Raw genomic sequence first — 17,213 nt, 5'->3', positions numbered from 1 at the left:
ATGTCGCGCGCGATTCCCGAAAAAATTCTCGTGCGCGGCGTCAACTGGCTCGGCGATGCGGTGATGACGACGCCGGCGCTGCTGCGGTTGCGCGAGGCTTTGCCCCGGTCGCATATCACGCTGCTCACTCATGCCAAGCTGGGCGGTCTTTGGCAGGGGCATCCGGCGCTGGATGCGGTGGAAACTTTTTCGACAGAGGAAAATTCGTGGCGGGTTGGCCGGCGTTTGCGCGACGGAAATTTTGATCTCGCCATTGTGCTGCCCAATTCGCCACGCTCGGCGCTGGATGTTTGGTGGGCCGGGATTCCGCGCCGGATTGGTTACGCACAACCGTGGCGCAATCTGTTGCTGACCGAAACGATTCCGTTGCGGCCGGACATGGTTGAAATGCACAAGCGGACCGAGCCGGAGATTCGCGAACTCATCCAGCGCGGGACCATTGAGCCGCCGCCGCCAGCAAGCGCGCACCAGATGTTTCACTATTTGCATTTGGTCGCCACGCTCGGCGGCAAACCCGAACCGCTGCCGCCGAAGTTAGTGGTGGCCGAAAATGCGGTCGAACAATTCGCGAAAAAATTTGGGTTGGAGGCCGCGCCGGGACAAATATGGCTGGGGATGAATCCGACGGCGGAGTACGGCCCGGCGAAGCGCTGGCCGGAGGAACGCTTCACGGAAGCGGCGATTGAAGTGCGGCGCCGGACGAATTGCCGGTGGCTGATTTTCGGCCTGGGATCGGACGCGGAAATGTGCGGGCGAATCGCAGAAAATATTTCGCGCGCGACGGGCGAGGGCGCGGCCATGAATCTCGCGGGAAAAACGAATTTGGCGGAGTTGTGCGCGGCGGCAAAATTTTGCCGCGTGATGCTGACGAATGATTCCGGCCCGATGCATCTCGCCGCTGCGCTCGGTACGCCGGTCGTGGTTCCGTTCGGCAGCACGTCGCCGGAATTGACCGGCCCGGGATTGCCAGGTGATTCCCATAACCAGATTCTTCGCGTCCCGGTTCCCTGCTCGCCGTGTTTCCTGCGCGAGTGCCCGATTGATTTTCGCTGCATGAAAAATATCACGACCGAAATGGTGGTCTCGTCAGTTTTGAAATTGCTCTAGGAATTTATTTCTCTTTTTTTCTCCGCGCCTCCGCGTATCTCCGCGGTTAAAAATCGCTTTCTCGTCACACCTTGCGTTTCCCATGCCCCTGCGGAATACTGTGCGCGTGCAAGTCACGGTCACTCAATTAACGGAACAACTCATCGCCTCCTACGCCCGGCACGGCGGCATCAATCATCTCGACGGAAAAAATTTGCCGTCCAAGCGCACCATCGGCGGCATCACGATTGATTTGTTGCGGTTGCTTTTCCCAGGATTCTTCGATGAGAAGTTAATTCACTCGTCGGAAATCAAGGTTGAGACTGCGACGCTCATGGCTTGCGTGCAGGAACATCTCGAGGATGAAATTTATAAGAGCATTGAGTATCGCCACCACGCCGATCATGAGAAAAAAGATGCGCGGGGTGAGGCGCATGCGTTGACGCTGGAATTTCTCGGGATGCTCCCGCACATCCGTGAATTGCTCCAGACGGATACCGAGGCGGCTTACAACGGCGATCCGGCGGCGTTGAGCCGGGAGGAAATCATCGTGGCGTATCCGTTCATGGAAGCGATCGCGGTGCAGCGGCTGGCGCATGAGTTGTATCGCAAGGACATTGCGCTGATTCCGCGTATCATGACCGAGTGGGCACACGGGCGCACGGGAATTGATTTGCATCCGGGCGCGCAAATCGGTTCGCACTTTTTTATTGATCATGGAACGGGCGCGGTCGTGGGCGAGACTTCGGTCATCGGCAGTCATGTGAAGCTTTATCAAGGCGTGGGCCTCGTGGCGCGTTCGCTATCGGGCGGACAGGCGTTGCATGGGAAGAAGCGGCATCCGAGCCTCGAGGACAACGTGACGATTTACGCGAACGCGACAATCGTGGGCGGCGAAACGGTCATCGGCGCGGGCAGCACGATCGGGGCGAATGTGTTCCTGATGCAAAGCGTGGCGCCGAACTCGCTCGTCTTGCAGGAGGATGTGAAAGTGAAAGTGATCAGCAAAGCGGACCGGGAGAAGAAGAAGCTGGATTTTGAGATTTGATTGAAAATCGGGGGCAGTAATTGGGAATCGGAATGGGGCGGTAGCTCGCTGGGGCTCGACTCGCTTCGCTCTATATGGAGGGGGAATTTTTTTGAGGGCTGCTTCCCCGCGCTGAAGCGCGGGGTTAATGAGAAGTGCTCGGTGATTTGTGACACCGGAAAACGGCGTGCGATTGAAATGATGCCCGCAATGCCGTCCCCTTAACCTGGGAAACTTCTAAAACTTCGTGAGCTTTGCCAGTTCTTTGAAGCGGGTGTCTATGGCGGCGCGTTTGATTTTGGTGGTGAAATTCAACCCAAAACCTTCGCAGCAGAAGGAGGCGACGACACTGCCGTAGATCATCGCGCGGCGGATGTTGGCGTCAATCGGGCCTTTGGCGGTCGAGAGATAACCCATCATGCCACCGACGAAGGAATCGCCGGCGCCGGTGGGGTCCACGACGCGGTTCAATGGATACGCGGGTGAAATGAAAAGGCCTGCTTTGGACGACAGGATGGCGCCGTGTTCGCCTTTTTTGATGATGACGTATTTGGGGCCGAGCGCGTGAATCTTTTTCAGCGCGGTCATCAAATTATCTTCCTTGGTGAGCTGGCGGGCTTCGCTGTCGTTGAGGACAAAACCATCCACGCGCTTGAGCAGCGCGAGCAAATCCTGAAGGGCGATATTCAGCCAAAGGTCCATCGTGTCGGCGACGACGAATTTGGGGCGGCGCATTTGCGTGAGGACGTGGCTTTGCAGCGACGGCGCGATGTTGGCGAGCAGGACGAATTGCGCGTTCTGGTAGGACGTCGGCAGCAGAGGATTGAAAGTTTCGAACACGCCCAGTTCGGTCGCGAGCGTGCGGCGATTGTTCATGTTCACTTCGTATTCGCCGGACCAATGAAAAGTTTTGCCGGGCAAAATCTGCAAGCCTTCGAGATTAATTTTATGTTTCTTGTAGAGATAAATGTATTTTTTGGGAAAATCCTGGCCGACGACACCGACGAGTTTGACGGGCGCAAAAAAACTGGCGGCGACTGCGGCGTGGCTGGCGGAGCCGCCGAGCAGACGCGGGTTTTCGGCCTTGGGAGTTTTAATGGAATCCAGCGCGGTCGAGCCAACGATCAATACACTCATGAGTTTTAAGATTGGAATTCAGACGTTAAATTGAGCCGAAACGCTATGAGAAAAAAGATGGAATGACAAGTTTGAACCGCGGAGACACGGAGGCGCGGAGGTCCTTGCGGACGGCGAATGGGAGACGGGATTTTTAGCCACGGATGGAACACGAACGGGGCACGGATGAAATAAAAAAAATTCCCAATCTGTGTTTATTCCGTGTTCCATCTGTTGCTTAGAATTTTTGTTTTTCTCCGCGCCTCCGCGTCTCCGCGGTTAAAATTTCTATTTCAATCTGTCTTTGAATTGCTGGCAGACGCCGGAGATGTCGGTTTCATTGAGGATGGCTGAGACGACGCAGATGCGTTTGGCGCCAGCTTTCAGCACTTTGTCGAGGTTTTTTAAATTGATGCCGCCGATGGCGAACCAGGGGATGGGAATGTGGCGCGCGGCCCAGTGGACATAATCGAGGGTGACGGGTGCGGCGGTGGGTTTCGTGCCGGTGGCGTAAACGGGGCCGACGGCGACGTAGCCGGGTTGCGCGGCGAGGGAGCGATGCGCCTGCACGGGGGTGTGCGTGCTGATGCCGAGGCGAAAGGTGGGACTATTTATTTTTAATTGGACGACGTGGCTGTAACCGGCGTCGAAAAAATCTTCCTGGCCGAGGTGACAGCCATCCGCGCCGATGTCGAGGGCGACGTCGAGATGGTCATTGATGATAAGGCCGACATCCGCGCGGCGCGTGATGGGCAAGATCGCGGTCGCGATGAAACGGACTTCCTTGGGCGTGGAATTTTTGGCGCGAAGCTGGATGATGTCCGCGCCGCCTTCGCAAAGTTCCTGCGCGACCCACTCAGGCGAGCGCCCGCGCAGAAAGGCAAGATCCACGAACGTATAGAGACGGCATTCGGATAATGGCTTCATTGAAGGCGCAAGTATAGGGGTCAGCGGGTTTTTTCCAAGAGCAACCGCCAGAGGCGCGGCGAGCGCGGCGCGAGGGCGACGAGCGCGGATTGCAGGCGGGGCATGAACATCAACCGTTGCAAGCATCCAGCCCACGCGAGGCGGCGGGCGAAGGCGCGGTCGCAGGTTTGTGCGATCGTTTGTTGTGCGGCGGTCCAGGAGATTTTGCCGCGGCTGAAAGCAGCGAGCGGTTCGATGGCGATTTCGGCGGACTCGAAGGCCATGGACATGCCGTTGCCGGTGACGGGAGGGATCATGGTGATGGCATCGCCAACGCAACATTCGGTGGCCGCGGAGGCTTGATGCGGCGTGAGCGAAAGACCAGCGACGCTGCAAAAAGAATCTTCGTTGAAGGCGGCATCGCGAAGGCGTTCATGACGATGCGAACCGGGTGCGCCGCGCAAGGTTTCGCGCCAGTCGGTGGCGGCATCGCCGGAAGTGATGTGGCGGCGGAAGAGGCCGCAAATATTTACTTCATCATTTTTGAGGCGATTGATGCCGACGTAGCCGTTGTGGGAAAAATGCATTTCGAGATCAGCGGTGAGTTGAACATTTTGCGCGTGGACTTTCAGGCCGAACCAGCGCCAGCCGTTTTCGACGGGTTGCAATCGGCGTCCAGTGGCGCGCAGAATGCCTTCGGAAAAATGGTCGCCGCGCCAGCGATCGTTTTCGCGGAGTTCGCCGCCGAGTTGGCGAAAATATTTGGCGAGGGCGTCATCGAGCGCGAAGCGGGAAAGCGAAATCGCAGGCTCGGTGAGTTCGCACAAGGCAGAGGCGGCGCGCGGAGAAAAAAACGCGGTGGTGCGCGCGTGAATCGCGCCCGCGCCGGAGAGAAGTTCGCGGAGGCCGAGGCGTTCGAGCGTGCCCTGGCCGCGTCCGCTAATGAACTCGCCGCAGACGCGATGGCGCGGGTAACGGCCCGCTTCCCAGACGGTGACGGGGACATCGCGCTGGCGCAGGCCGATGCCGAGGGTGAGACCCGCGAGGCCGCCGCCGATGATGGTGATGGGCTTTGGCGAGGTCATGGGCGATCCGGCGGCGCGAAGTTTTTACGAGGAGAATCGGGCGCGAGAATTTTATCATGTGGATTTGCGCACGAAATTTTTTTGGCGAGGAACGTGTGCGTGAACAGTTGAGCGGGTTGTTCTCGCAGTTGCCAATCGTTGGAGGCGGGCCAGAGAGTTGAGAGTTCGTTTCCGGCGAAACCGGCGCGAACGCTGAGGACGGCGTCGTGGCGGGTGACGGCGTTGCAGCCGATGAGGCCGACAAGGCGGCTGAAGGTGAGAGGAAGCTGGGCGCGCAAGGGTTCGCAGGCAGCGAAAAGATGGGTGCGGCGCGCGGCGAGGGCAAAGAGTTCAGTGAGTTGCGCGGCGCGAAAGTGATGAAGGAAAAGATTGGCGAACATGGCGTCGGCGGGTTCGCTGGCGGGAGTTTTGAGCCAATCGAAAATGTCGGCGGAGATGGTTTGCAAGGGCCAGCCGAGAGTTTCAAAGGCACGGCGAGTTTCATTGGTCACAGCGGATTGGCGGTCCACAAGGATGACTTCGACGCGCGGCCATTTGCGGGAAAAAAATTGCGCGAGCCGAAGCATGAGCGTGCCATCGCCGGAGCCGAGTTCGACAATTCGCCGGGGTGGATGCGGAGCGGAATCCAATAATTGGCGCAAGGTCGCCGCGTTGCCCATGATGCGATTGAGGCGGCGGAGGTCGCGGCGGGAAGCGATGGCTTGCGGGTCGTCCGGCGGCAATTCGTCGAGCCATTCGGGTTCGATGATTCGTTGCATGCGCGGGGAAATTATCCGACTTTTAGAAGCGCGCCGTGACAACTGAAACCGGCGCCGAACGATGAGAGCCACCAGTGGCCGGCGGGCGCGGCGTCGGCGAGCGCGGCTTGCAGGACGAAATAAACACAGGGGCTGCTGACGTTGCCGAATTCGCGGAGGATATTCGCGCTCCAGCAGACCTGGTCGGCGGTGAGGCTGAGGCGTTCCTGCAAGGCGGTTAGGACATCGCGCCCGCCCGCGTGCCAGATCCAGGCGGCGATGTCGGAGCGGGTGAGGCGGGCATCGGCGAGGGTGGCATCGAGAACGTCGGCGGCGAATTGCGCGGCGAGCGGCGGCACTTTGGCGCTGAGAATATTTCGCAGCATGCCATTTTTTTGCTCGAAGCGAAGCAGGTCGCGGTCCGCGGCGGAAAGCTGCGTGCGTGAGGCGAGCCATTGGATTGGGCGCTGGTGCGGAGCGGGTTCGTTGGAAAGAACGGCGGCACCGGCGCCATCGCCGAAGAGGCACGCGCTGACGAGCACGCCGGGATCGTCATCAATGTAAAAAGCGGCGCTGCAAATTTCGACGCAGACGGACAGGACGCGTTTACATTTGCCGGACACGAGCAAGGCCTCAGCGGTGCGAAGATTTGGCAAAGCCGCGCCACAGCCCTGGCCGACAAGGTCGAGAAGGAGGGCATCGGTGCGGAGGCCAAGGCGTTCGCTGACGTAACTGGTGAGGCCGGGGCAAAGGTAACCGGTGCAGGTGCTGACGAGGAGGGCGTCTATTTCGCTGACGGAAATTTGGGCATCGCGCAAGGCGTGTTCGGCGGCCTGGGTGGCGAGGAGCGGGCCGTGTTTGGCGAAGCGCGCGTGGAGGATGTCGGGGTTCGTCTCGAAGACATCGTGGAGGGAATCGAGCGCGAGGTGGCGGGTCTCGATGCCGTTGTTGCCGGTGAGGATTTTTCGGAGGATGGCGTGGGAGCGCGGAGTGAGCCGGGAAAATGGTTGCGAGGCCTGTAGGGCGGCCCAGGCTTCAGTTTGTTTATAGGACTGCGGTGGCGCAGCCGTGCCTATTCCCGTAATGAACATGACGAATCTTAACGTGACTCATGGCAGAATGCCAGCAGGGGTATGAGGTGGCAGCGCGGGGGAATGTTCCGTCCCAATTTTAACCGCTGAGTCGTGTCCATCCCGGTATTAGACGAATTCGGCGTTCTCGTTTACACTGTGCCGGGTTTATGGATCACCACCACCATGCCAATGGGCACTCCAACGCAGTTATCACCGATCTCCAGGTCGGCGGGATGACGTGTAATAATTGCGCGCGCCAGGTTCGCGAGGCGTTGCAAGGTGTACCAAATGTCGGGAGCGCATCCATCCAACTCAGTGCCGGTCGCGCTTCGGTTCGCTGGCAAGGCTCGCCGGATGTGTCCGCGCTCGTCAAAGCCGTCACCGATGCCGGGTTTGAAGCGCAAGCCGCAGAAGCCAATGAAGCTCCCGCCGAATCCTCCTGGTCGCCGCTCGCGGGTTGGCGATTCAACATGGTCGTCGGACTTGCCGTCACGATTCCGCTGATGCTGGGCGAATGGGTTTTTGGCCTCGCGATGACACCTTGGTTTCAATGGCTGGCGTTCGCGCTGGCGTTGCCGGTGCAGATTTTTTGCGGCGCGCGCTTTTATCACGGCGCATGGCGGCAGCTCAAAGTGGGCGAGTCAAACATGGATACGCTCGTCGCGCTCGGCTCGACCACGGCGTTCGGTTACAGCGCATGGGCATTATTCAGTGGCGCGCCCGGACATCTGTATTTCATGGAATCCGCGGCCATCATTACGCTTATCAGCATCGGCCATTGGGTCGAGGCGCGCGCCAGCGTGAAGGCGGAAAGTTCGTTGCAGGCCTTGATGAAACTTGCGCCGAGTATCGCGCGGCGGCGGAATGCCGACGGCACCGAAATCGAAGTCCCCGTGAGCGAACTTCGCGCGGGCGAGGTCGTGGTGTTGAAGCCCGGCGACCAAACTCCGGTGGATGGTGACGTCCTGGACGGTGAAGCCACGATGGATGAATCCATGCTCACCGGCGAATCCCTGCCGGTGGAAAAATCTCCCGGCCATAAATTATACGCCGGAACCGTGAATGTGAATGGCCGCATGCAAATGCGCGTCACTGCGACCGGCGAAGCCACCGCGCTCGCGCAAATCATCGCCGCCGTTTCGCGCGCACAAAACAGCCGCGCGGAAATCCAGCGCCTTGGCGACCGCGTGAGCAGTATTTTTGTTCCCATCGTTGTGGGCATTGCGATCATCACCGCTTTGTGGTGGGGACTTGCCAATGCGCAGGCGCAACAGACTCACGCGTGGCTCGCGCATTTTCTTTGGCACGCCCATGTGCCGGGCGGCGCGCTGGCGGCCGCGTTGATTCAAGCGGCTGCCGTGCTCATCGTTGCCTGTCCGTGCGCGATGGGCCTCGCGACGCCCGTCGCCATCATGGCGGGCACGAACGCCGCCGCGCGCCGGGGAATTTTGGTGCGCGATGGCATCGCGCTCGAACGCGCCGGGCAAATCACCGCCATCGTCTTTGATAAAACGGGCACCTTGACCGAAGGCAAACCGATCGTCGTCGCGCATGAAATTTTTTCCGCGAACGAATGCACCGATGCTCTCAAACTCGCCGCCGCGCTTGCGCATGGCTCGAATCATCCACTGAGCCAGGCCGTCGCTAAATTGCACGCGGACGAATTTCCTTTCACCGATTGGCAGGAAGTTCGCGGCGCGGGAGTGCAGGCGCGTTTGGCCGCAAAATTTTTGGACGCATCGGGAAACGCAGTTCTTCTCCGCCTCGGTTCGTTACGTTGGATGCGCGAAACCGGCGTGGATTTGCAAAGCGTTTCCGCCTTTGAAGAAAAATGGGCGCAACAAGGCGGAACGATTCTCGGTCTTGCCGCCGATAAAAAACTGCTCGCCGTGCTCGCGCTCAAGGACACACTCAAACTAGGAACGTCCGATGTGATTGCGCAATTACATCGCGACGGATTGAAAATTTATCTCGTCACCGGCGACAATGCTGTGACCGCGCGCGCCATCGCGCAGCAAGCGGGCATTCCCGCGGAAAATGTTTTTGCCGATGTGCGTCCCGAAGCGAAGGCGCGCTTCATCACTGATTTGCAAAAACCTGGCGTGCATGTCGCCTTCGTCGGCGACGGCATCAACGACGCCCCTGCGCTCGAAGCTGCGGATTTGGGAATCGCCGTGAGCCGCGCCAGCGATGTCGCGCGCGCGGCGGCGGACATCATTTTATTGAAATCGGAAATTCACGCGGTGCCCGAGGCACTGGGACTCGCGCGCGCCACCTTGCGCACGATCAAACAAAATCTTTTCTGGGCATTCTTTTACAACTCTGCCGGAATTCCGCTCGCCGCGCTCGGCTTCATGAGCCCGATTTTTTGCGCTTTCGTCATGGGTTTCTCCGACCTCATCGTGATAGGGAATGCGCTGCGATTGTTGCGCTGGTCAAGAACGCCGTGCGCAAACTCTTAAAGCGGGATTATATCGGCTGCGTTCTCTGGAAAAGAGTTTTTTCAATTCCGCAAATCCATCGTCTCCGAGATGGTAACTAAAAATTTCCTTCATATGATCCAGATCTTTTGGATGCCACCAACGCGGCATGTCCAGTCGGGCATTTTTGCAAAGTGGAATGTGCTCATAAAAGCAAACCGCAACGCAGGTGGCCAAGTCGTCTTCTGCCGTCTGCCCCTGGGGTTGACTCATGCACCAATCAGAATACTGATAAATGCGGCTGATTAGCGATTCATCATGAGGAATTTTCTCATACGCGCTGTCAAAAGCGTCGTTTAATTCAAACCAAAGCAAATAGGGTGTGTCCGCATTTTCGAAACGAGGAATTAAATCTTGAAAAACCTCTTTTGCCTTTTCAAGCCAAGCGGACATATCAAGTGAGAAACGCTTACTGACTCGCCGGCATGGCGTTGGTCGCGGGAAAATTCGTTCCGGAGAAATTCGTCAGACTGTTCCCAGACAGATAATTTGTCCCGCGGCGTTTGTCCGGGTTCGGGCGCACGCGGGGGAAATCGTCGAACTTCTTTTTCTGGTCGGGCGTGAGCAGGTCGCGGATTTCGGCGTGGACCATTTGCAATTCCTTGTTCATCTGCGGCGTGATGGGTTTCCAAAGCAGTTTCGTCCGCTCCTGGCTCGCGGCAATGATCGTCTCGATGCGGCCATGCTGCTCCGGCGTCAATTCCAGCTCTCGATCCATGCGCCGCAGCAAGTCGCGATTTTTCACCAGCCACGGATTCGCGCTGGCGGCGGGAGCGTTGGGATCTCTTGCTGGCCGGGAATGAGTTTGCGTCACGCGCACCGCAACGGTCACCAGCAGGCCGCCGGTCACGACGCCCGCGATGAAGATCACCAGCGTGGACAGAATGACTTTCCAGGCGTTCACCGCTTTTTAGTTGGCGGGGTTATCGGGGGTGTTGTCTATGGCGGCGAACAAAGTTTGATCCACCGCCTGCGATAGACTGTCCTGGTTGACCGAAGGAACGAAGAATGAACTGGCCGAAAGTATCAGCATGAAGATCACGCAATAAATCGCTGCTCGGGAAAGCCCGCGGCTCCACAATCCCCACGGGTCGGCGGCGGTCTGGCCGGCCAGTTGCGCCATGATGCGCTTTTCAAAGGCGTACGGCACGCGGTCATCAGGCGGCGTGTTGCGCGCGGCGGCAATTAATTTATCATGCAAGGACGAGTTCATAGGCCTTCGTTTAGTCAGACGCTTCCAAAAGCGTCATGGTTACAGATACTTTTCTTTCGTCAAACGCGCCAGACACTTTTTCATTTCCGCGCGGGCGCGAAACGCGCGGACTTTCACCAGCGGCACCGACCACCCGGTCAGTTGCGCAATTTCCTTGACCGATTTTTCCTCGATTTCCAAAAGCTGGATGATCATCCGCGCCGGCGGCGAAAGCTGCGCCAAAACGCGCTGCACCAGTTGTTGCGCCGCGCTGGCGTCGTCGGCGGCCGTGTCGGGATTGGTCACAAACCGCTCCAGCCAATCGTCTTCCGTTTCGGTCATCTCGGAAAATGCCGTTTCGCGATTGCGCTGGTGCCCGCGCAAAAAATCGTAGCACGTATGCACCGCCAGCCGCATCAGCCAATGCTCGAATGGCGCATCGCCGCGAAAAGTGGCGAGTTTTTGAAACGACTTCAGCCACACTTCCTGAACGATGTCTTCGACTTCACTTTCCTTGCGCGCATAGCGGCGCGCGGTGGCGAAAACGCGGGGGGAATATTTCTGCACGAGCGGCTCAAAGCTGGCGGTATTGCCTTTCAACACCGCGGCTATCAGTTCCGCATCGCTCAGTTCCATTCTCCCTCAGTATGACACGCCGCCGCAAAACTTGAAGGCCAAAGCTGCGGACATAAAAACTGTCCGCCAGCGTGAACCAGGTTGCGCGCCTATTTAAGGACGCGTGATGCCGAAGATTTGTTCGAACTCAGAAGAAAATTTTGCCATCGCCGCGGTGATCTTGGGCGGCTGCTCGGCGAGCGTGACGATCATGCGCTCGGCAGTTTGTGGTTTGTGGCGGATCAGTTCCGTCGCCGCCATGATCAACGAGAGATTATTATTGATGTCATGGCGTAACACCGCCAGCTTGTGGTTTAATTCTTTGATCTCTTCGACACTCAAACTGACTGGTTCGCTAGGCATGCGCATCGGTCAAGCTTGGGCCGCGCAGCATTTTAAATCAAGTCGGTTTCATTACGGATGCTTATACGTAGTTGCCGCAAACGAATTATGCCAGTACCGGCGGGGAATAAGCCAGCCCGTGCGCTTCGGCGACGGCTTTGTGAGTTACTTTGCCGCCCATGACATTGAGGCCGCCGATGAGCGCGGGTTGTTTCACACACGCTTCGGCAAGCCCAAGGTCTGCGAGCAATTCCACGTAACGATACGTCACATTCGTCAGCGCCTGCGTAGCCGTGCGCGCGTAAGCGCCGGGCATGTTCGCCACGCAATAATGCGTCACGCCTTCTTCGACGTACACCGGGTTTTGATGCGTCGTGGCGCGCGAAGTTTCCGCGCAACCGCCCTGGTCAATCGCAATGTCCACGAGCACGCTGCCCGGACGCATCTGGCGCAGCATTTCGCGGCTGATCAATTTCGGCGCCTTCGCACCCGGCACGAGCACCGCGCCGATCAGCAAATCCGTCGTCGCCAATATCCCCATCAAATGCGCCTCACTTGAATAAAGCGTATGCGCCGTGTGCAGAGTAATGTCGAGAAAACGCATGCGTTCCAAATCCACCTCGAGAATGGTGACGTCCGCGCCCAACCCGGTCGCCATGCGCGCCGCATTGATGCCCGATGCCCCGCCGCCCAGCACCACGACGCGCCCCGGCAAAACTCCCGGCACGCCGCCGAGCAGCACGCCGCTTCCGCCGAAATGTTTTGCCAGAAAATATCCGCCAACGAGCACCGACATGCGCCCCGCGATTTCGCTCATCGGCTCCAGCAATGGCAGGCGGCGATTCACTTCGATGGTTTCATACGCCAGTCCAGTGACACCCGACTTCAACATCGCGTCCGTGAGTGAACGGCTGGCCGCCAAATGCAGGTAAGTGAAGAGTATCTGCCCGGGACGGAGTAACTCGTACTCCGGCGGCAGCGGCTCCTTGACCTTCACGATCAGGTCTGCCTTTTCAAAAATCTGGCGATGATCCGACAGCAGCTTCGCCCCGGCCTGTTCGTAATCAGCATCGGGATAACCCGCGCCCGCGCCCGCGCCGCACTCGACCAGCACCTGGTGGCCGCGCTTAACGAGTTGATACGCCGCCGAGGGCAGCAGCGCGACACGGTATTCGTGGTCCTTGATCTCTTTAGGTACGCCGACAATCATATAAGTAGTTAGTAAGTGGGCAGCCGAGTTAGTCCGGCTTGTGGTCAGTTACCGCTTTTACGCGATGATCGGCAAGCAATTTTTCCGTTCGGTTGACCATCATCATGATGTTCACGGAAGACGCCGCTTTCTTTTCCGCTTCCAGGATTTTTTCGAATTCGCCAAAAACCTCGTTGCGCGCGTGGTCCTCTCGCGTTTCCAATTCCTGGCCCTGCCCCGCGCGCAAGGCGAGCAGAATATCGTGGCAGGTGATGGCTTCCAAGGGCCGCGCCGGGGCGAACGCCGGGTCTTCACCCGCAATTTCCACGACCAGCCGCGACGCCATCAGGCTCTCCATGATCTCATGCACCAAACACGCGGGTACGCTAAGGGCATCGGCCATTTGCGCAGTCGTGGCGGGAGGTTCGCCGCGCTGGAATCGCTGGCCGACGCATTCCATCAAACGCAGCGCGATAAATTCCCGTCCGCGCTGGTTGATGTTTTGCGCCTGTTTCTCCTGCAAATATTCCGCGCGATTCTGGAAGGCGTACGCCACCTGCGCGCCGAATAACACGATCAGCCACGAGACATACACGCCCACCAAAAACACCGGCGCGGCGGCGAGGCTGCCGTAAATTTTACTGTTTGTCACCCAGCGCGAGACATAGAGGAAGCTGAAGTAATTGTTCAGTTGCCATAGCACGCCTCCCACCACTCCGCCGACGATGGCCGCATCCCAGCGGACGTGCGTGTTGGGTATTAGCCGATAAACGACGCCGAAAGAAAGGCACAACAAAAATACCGGCAAAAAATGAAACAGCAGCCGGTTTACCATCGGCAGGTGATGAACCAGTTGTTTGGTCGCCTGAAAATACGGCTCGCTCGACAAGCCCAGCGCCGCCGCCAGCAGCAACGGCCCCATGAACAATACCGCGCCATACTTCTCGATGCGCGAGATCCAGCCGCGTCCTTGCGAGACGTGCCAGATATCGTTGAACGTGCTCTCGATGGTCGCGAGCATGGAAACCACCATGAATATCAGCACAATCAGACTGGTCGTGCCCAGCGCGCCGCTTTGAATATTCCTGATGAAACGATTGATCAAACGCACCAGTTCATCGTGGTCGGAAGGATTTTTCGGTTCGTCCATGCCGTCGAGCGTGGCGCTGTTCGCCGCAAGATTCGGATCAAGACTATTGGTAGTGCTGAGAGAATTGGTGGATTCTTCGCCGCCGATTGAGAGAGCGTCTTCGTTGCGATGGCGGTTGTGCGGCGTCACCGCAACCACCGGCGGCGTCAGACTCACGAGCAAATGATCCACGAAACGGTTCACCCGGTTTTCGTCCTTGCGCAGAATCGTGCTCGATACGCTGATGACGACGAACAGCATTGGGATCAACGCCAGCAAACTCGTATAAGCCAGCGCCGAGGCGCGCATCGGGCAGCGCGTCTGGATGAAACCCTTCACCACCACCAGGCAGAAGTGCGCGAATCGTTGCGCCCGCGAAAGTGGCGCCACATGGAAGGTCGCGAACGTCTTTTCGTCCAGGAAGTCCCGGATGATGACGAGGGCGTGCTCAAATTTGATCAGCCACTTCTTTACCATGACTTGCCTCACGCTAACCCAACTTCGCCGTTGCGGCCAAGCAACTTTGAACTTTGAACTTTCAACCTCGAACTGTTAAACTGGCTTCATGGCAAAAAAAGGCGCGCCAGACGAGGCGCCCAATCGCGGTTTGAATGACCTCATCGGTGTCGTCCTGATGGGTCTCGCTGTCCTGTTACTCATCGCAATCTTTTCCTACGATGCCAACGACCGCCCGGAAAATCGCCTCCCGCCGAACAATCCCATCCACAACGCCATCGGGCCTTTCGGCGCGTGGATGGCCTTTCAATGGATTCGCGGCGTGGGTGTGGCGGCGTATCTGCTGCCGTTCGTGCTGATCTTTGTCGGATTGGGATGTTTCTCGCAACGGCTGGCATTCATCCGGCGGCGATGGGCGTGGGCGGCGGTGTTATTTATCTGCTGCATGGGGATGGCGGACTTGTTTCACACCAGTCTCAGCGGCGTTCATGCGCGGCTGAAGGCATCGCCGGGGGGCACGCTGGGCGTCTTATTGAATGAATATGTCTTCAATAATTTCGGCACCGCCGGCGCGGCGATTATTTATCTGATGCTGGTGTTCATCAGCGTGCTTTTTCTCACGAACTTTCAACTCGGCGATTGGATTCGCCATCTGATTGGCAAGCGCGCCGAACTTGAATCCATAAAACCAGTGCCTTCGAGCAGCGGCCCCACCGCCAAGGAAATCGCGCTTGAAAAACGCAAGCGCGAACTGGAACAGCAAATCCGCGAACACGAGGAAAAAGCGAATGCCGGTCTCGGCGCGGATGGCAAGCCGGTGCCTGAACCGACGGTTCGCGATCTGAGTGTTCCTCAAGCTAAAGCTTCCGGCGCGCGTTCGAAAAAAACCGCCGACGTCGCTCCACCTGTGGAACCTGCGCCACCGGAAGAAGGCGTGGTTATTCCGGCGCGCGAAGTTGCCGCCGCGAGTTTGTCCGATGTCCTCGGCAAAAAACCTGCGCCTACGCCCAAGACGGAACCGCCAAAAGTTGAGGAGCCTGTCGTGGCAAAAGTTGAAGGCGTTGAGAAACCTGTTGAACCTTCGGCTACACCCGAACCGGTGATTGAAATCGCACCCGCCGTTGCGCCGCCCGCCCGGCCCAAGCCTGCGCCGCGCAGACCCAAACCCATCGCCGTCGCTTCCACGCCGTTGATCGGCAATTACCGGTTGCCGCCGATGGATTTTCTTCAGCATCCCGATACCACGCTGAAGCCGACCGAGTCCAAAGAGGAATTGATGGCCAATGCGCGGCTGATGCAGCAGACGCTCGCGCAATTCGACATTGATGTTTCACTCGGCGACATCACGAAAGGCCCGACCATCACGCGCTACGAATTGCATCCCGCGCCGGGTGTGAAGCTCGAAAAAATTTCCGGTCTCGGCAACAACATCGCCGCCGCGCTCAAGGCCGAACGCATCAATATTCTCGCGCCCGTGCCCGGCAAGAGTTCTGTTGGCGTGGAAGTGCCCAACGCGGTGAAGACCAAGGTGATCATGCGTGACCTGCTTGAGTCCGACGAATGGATCAACACGAAGGCGCGCATCCCGCTCGCGCTTGGCAAGGACGTTTACGGCCATCCGATCATTGCCGATCTCGCCGAGATGCCGCACTTGCTCATCGCCGGCAGCACCGGTTCCGGCAAATCCGTTTGCATCAATTCTATCATCGCGTCGTTGCTTTATAAATTTTCGCCCGACCAGCTTCGCTTCGTGATGATTGATCCAAAGGTGGTCGAGTTGCAGCAATACAACGCGCTGCCGCACTTGGTCGTGCCCGTCGTGACAGATCCTAAAAAAGTGATTCTCGCGCTGCGCTGGGTCGTCAACGAAATGGAAAAGCGTTACCAGATTTTCGCGAAGGTCGGCGTGCGCAATATTAAATCGTTCAACGACCGCCCGAAAAATAAACCGATTCCTCCGGCAGAACTGGAATTGCCGCTCACAGTGAAAAAGGAAAAAGTTGAGCCGGGCACGGATGGCTTCGCGGTGGAAGTGGACGAACAAATTGTCGTGCCGCGTGAGGACGACATCGTTATTCCCGAGAAGCTTAGTTACATCGTCGTGATCATTGACGAGCTGGCCGACCTGATGCTTGTCGCGCCTGCCGATGTCGAAATGGCCATCGCGCGCATCACGCAAATGGCGCGCGCGGCGGGGATTCATTGCATCGTCGCGACGCAACGCCCGAGCGTGGATGTCATCACCGGTGTCATCAAGGCGAACATCCCCGCGCGTATCGCGTTCCAAGTCGCCGCCAAGGTGGATTCGCGCACGATTCTTGATGCGATGGGCGCGGACAAATTGCTCGGCAAAGGCGACATGCTTTATCTCCCGCCGGGTTCAGCGAAATTAATCCGTGCCCAGGGCGCGCTCATCACCGACCAGGAAATTCAACAAGCGGTGGACTTCATCGCCACCCAGGGCAAACCGAGCTACGAAGTTGAAATTCACAAGCAACTTTCCAAACCCAACGTCTCGTTGAACGAAGAATCCGGCTGCGATGAAGACGAAGACTTGATCCAGCAATGCATTGAAGTCATCCGCAGCGAACAAAAGGCGAGCGTGTCATTGATGCAACGCCGCCTGCGCCTCGGCTATACTCGTGCCGCGCGCATCATGGACGAACTGGAAAACCGCGGCATCGTCGGCCCCAGCAAAGGCGCGGAGCCACGGGACATATTAATTGACCTCGACGGAGATGGCGCGGATGGCGGTGGTGAGGGAAGTCATGGGAAATAGA

Annotated in this window: 16 protein-coding genes; 4 read left to right on the top strand and 12 right to left on the bottom strand. The window is 58.1% G+C overall.

From position 1 onward, the window contains the following. Positions 1-1,107 carry a lipopolysaccharide heptosyltransferase II gene (waaF, locus tag VH413_11175; protein ID HEX3799253.1) on the top strand — a complete coding sequence of 369 codons (1,107 nt, stop codon included), beginning with the start codon at positions 1-3 and terminating at the stop codon, positions 1,105-1,107. An 82-nt stretch (positions 1,108-1,189) separates the two neighbouring features. Beyond that, positions 1,190-2,134 (top strand): serine O-acetyltransferase, encoded by a 945-nt coding sequence (locus VH413_11170; protein HEX3799252.1) that lies wholly within the window; start codon positions 1,190-1,192, stop codon positions 2,132-2,134. A 216-nt stretch (positions 2,135-2,350) separates the two neighbouring features. Here the strand turns inward: VH413_11170 and VH413_11165 are convergent, their stop codons facing one another. The 5 genes from VH413_11165 to VH413_11145 form a co-directional block, all read right to left on the bottom strand. Then, entirely contained in the window at positions 2,351-3,250 is a 900-nt protein-coding gene (locus VH413_11165) for a PfkB family carbohydrate kinase (protein ID HEX3799251.1), read from the bottom strand. A 267-nt stretch (positions 3,251-3,517) separates the two neighbouring features. Then, on the bottom strand, positions 3,518-4,156 hold the full coding sequence (thiE, locus tag VH413_11160) for a thiamine phosphate synthase (protein ID HEX3799250.1): 639 nt from the start codon (positions 4,154-4,156) through the stop codon (positions 3,518-3,520). 20 nt (positions 4,157-4,176) lie between these two features. Continuing rightward, positions 4,177-5,220, bottom strand: a complete 1,044-nt coding sequence (locus VH413_11155; GenBank protein HEX3799249.1) for a hypothetical protein — start codon at positions 5,218-5,220, stop codon at positions 4,177-4,179. Continuing rightward, positions 5,217-5,978 carry a methyltransferase domain-containing protein gene (locus tag VH413_11150; protein ID HEX3799248.1) on the bottom strand — a complete coding sequence of 254 codons (762 nt, stop codon included), beginning with the start codon at positions 5,976-5,978 and terminating at the stop codon, positions 5,217-5,219. The genes VH413_11155 and VH413_11150 overlap by 4 nt, the downstream gene beginning before the upstream one ends. Before the next feature lie 11 nt (positions 5,979-5,989). Next, entirely contained in the window at positions 5,990-7,048 is a 1,059-nt protein-coding gene (locus VH413_11145) for a 3-oxoacyl-[acyl-carrier-protein] synthase III C-terminal domain-containing protein (protein ID HEX3799247.1), read from the bottom strand. A gap of 149 nt (positions 7,049-7,197) precedes the next feature. On the opposite strand from VH413_11145, the gene VH413_11140 reads away from it, so the two are divergent. Next, complete coding sequence (locus VH413_11140; protein HEX3799246.1) at positions 7,198-9,492, top strand: cation-translocating P-type ATPase; 2,295 nt, start codon at positions 7,198-7,200, stop codon at positions 9,490-9,492. Here the strand turns inward: VH413_11140 and VH413_11135 are convergent. The 7 genes from VH413_11135 to VH413_11105 form a co-directional block, all read right to left on the bottom strand. Then, positions 9,466-9,903, bottom strand: a complete 438-nt coding sequence (locus tag VH413_11135) for a hypothetical protein (protein ID HEX3799245.1) — start codon at positions 9,901-9,903, stop codon at positions 9,466-9,468. The genes VH413_11140 and VH413_11135 overlap by 27 nt on opposite strands. A gap of 16 nt (positions 9,904-9,919) precedes the next feature. Further along, positions 9,920-10,414, bottom strand: coding sequence for a hypothetical protein (locus tag VH413_11130; GenBank protein ID HEX3799244.1), 495 nt, complete (start codon positions 10,412-10,414; stop codon positions 9,920-9,922). 6 nt (positions 10,415-10,420) lie between these two features. After that, positions 10,421-10,723 (bottom strand): hypothetical protein, encoded by a 303-nt coding sequence (locus VH413_11125; GenBank protein ID HEX3799243.1) that lies wholly within the window; start codon positions 10,721-10,723, stop codon positions 10,421-10,423. A gap of 39 nt (positions 10,724-10,762) precedes the next feature. Beyond that, complete coding sequence (locus tag VH413_11120; protein ID HEX3799242.1) at positions 10,763-11,338, bottom strand: sigma-70 family RNA polymerase sigma factor; 576 nt, start codon at positions 11,336-11,338, stop codon at positions 10,763-10,765. A gap of 93 nt (positions 11,339-11,431) precedes the next feature. Then, positions 11,432-11,680 carry a hypothetical protein gene (locus VH413_11115; GenBank protein ID HEX3799241.1) on the bottom strand — a complete coding sequence of 83 codons (249 nt, stop codon included), beginning with the start codon at positions 11,678-11,680 and terminating at the stop codon, positions 11,432-11,434. Positions 11,681-11,765: 85 nt separating this feature from the next. Next, positions 11,766-12,869, bottom strand: coding sequence for an alanine dehydrogenase (ald, locus tag VH413_11110; GenBank protein HEX3799240.1), 1,104 nt, complete (start codon positions 12,867-12,869; stop codon positions 11,766-11,768). A 28-nt stretch (positions 12,870-12,897) separates the two neighbouring features. Further along, positions 12,898-14,454, bottom strand: coding sequence for a YihY/virulence factor BrkB family protein (locus VH413_11105; GenBank protein HEX3799239.1), 1,557 nt, complete (start codon positions 14,452-14,454; stop codon positions 12,898-12,900). Between the two features lie 88 nt (positions 14,455-14,542). Between VH413_11105 and VH413_11100 the strand changes: the two genes are divergently transcribed. Next, entirely contained in the window at positions 14,543-17,212 is a 2,670-nt protein-coding gene (locus VH413_11100; protein ID HEX3799238.1) for a DNA translocase FtsK, read from the top strand. Position 17,213 lies beyond the last annotated feature (1 nt).

This window comes from Verrucomicrobiia bacterium (assembly GCA_036268055.1).
Lineage (GTDB): Bacteria > Verrucomicrobiota > Verrucomicrobiia > Limisphaerales > Pedosphaeraceae > DATAUW01.
This window is presented reverse-complemented; position numbering and strand designations above follow the sequence as displayed.

Bases quoted from the DNA above. Each gene is read 5' to 3' on its own strand.
- VH413_11120 (HEX3799242.1), bottom strand. From the start codon at position 11,338: ATGGAACTGAGCGATGCGGAACTGATAGCCGCGGTGTTGAAAGGCAAT.
- VH413_11125 (HEX3799243.1), bottom strand. From the start codon at position 10,723: ATGAACTCGTCCTTGCATGATAAATTAATTGCCGCCGCGCGCAACACG.
- VH413_11150 (HEX3799248.1), bottom strand. From the start codon at position 5,978: ATGCAACGAATCATCGAACCCGAATGGCTCGACGAATTGCCGCCGGAC.
- VH413_11135 (HEX3799245.1), bottom strand. From the start codon at position 9,903: ATGTCCGCTTGGCTTGAAAAGGCAAAAGAGGTTTTTCAAGATTTAATT.
- VH413_11100 (HEX3799238.1), top strand. From the start codon at position 14,543: ATGGCAAAAAAAGGCGCGCCAGACGAGGCGCCCAATCGCGGTTTGAAT.
- VH413_11115 (HEX3799241.1), bottom strand. From the start codon at position 11,680: ATGCCTAGCGAACCAGTCAGTTTGAGTGTCGAAGAGATCAAAGAATTA.
- VH413_11155 (HEX3799249.1), bottom strand. From the start codon at position 5,220: ATGACCTCGCCAAAGCCCATCACCATCATCGGCGGCGGCCTCGCGGGT.
- VH413_11165 (HEX3799251.1), bottom strand. From the start codon at position 3,250: ATGAGTGTATTGATCGTTGGCTCGACCGCGCTGGATTCCATTAAAACT.
- VH413_11140 (HEX3799246.1), top strand. From the start codon at position 7,198: ATGGATCACCACCACCATGCCAATGGGCACTCCAACGCAGTTATCACC.
- VH413_11105 (HEX3799239.1), bottom strand. From the start codon at position 14,454: ATGGTAAAGAAGTGGCTGATCAAATTTGAGCACGCCCTCGTCATCATC.
- waaF (HEX3799253.1), top strand. From the start codon at position 1: ATGTCGCGCGCGATTCCCGAAAAAATTCTCGTGCGCGGCGTCAACTGG.
- thiE (HEX3799250.1), bottom strand. From the start codon at position 4,156: ATGAAGCCATTATCCGAATGCCGTCTCTATACGTTCGTGGATCTTGCC.
- VH413_11145 (HEX3799247.1), bottom strand. From the start codon at position 7,048: ATGTTCATTACGGGAATAGGCACGGCTGCGCCACCGCAGTCCTATAAA.
- ald (HEX3799240.1), bottom strand. From the start codon at position 12,869: ATGATTGTCGGCGTACCTAAAGAGATCAAGGACCACGAATACCGTGTC.
- VH413_11170 (HEX3799252.1), top strand. From the start codon at position 1,190: ATGCCCCTGCGGAATACTGTGCGCGTGCAAGTCACGGTCACTCAATTA.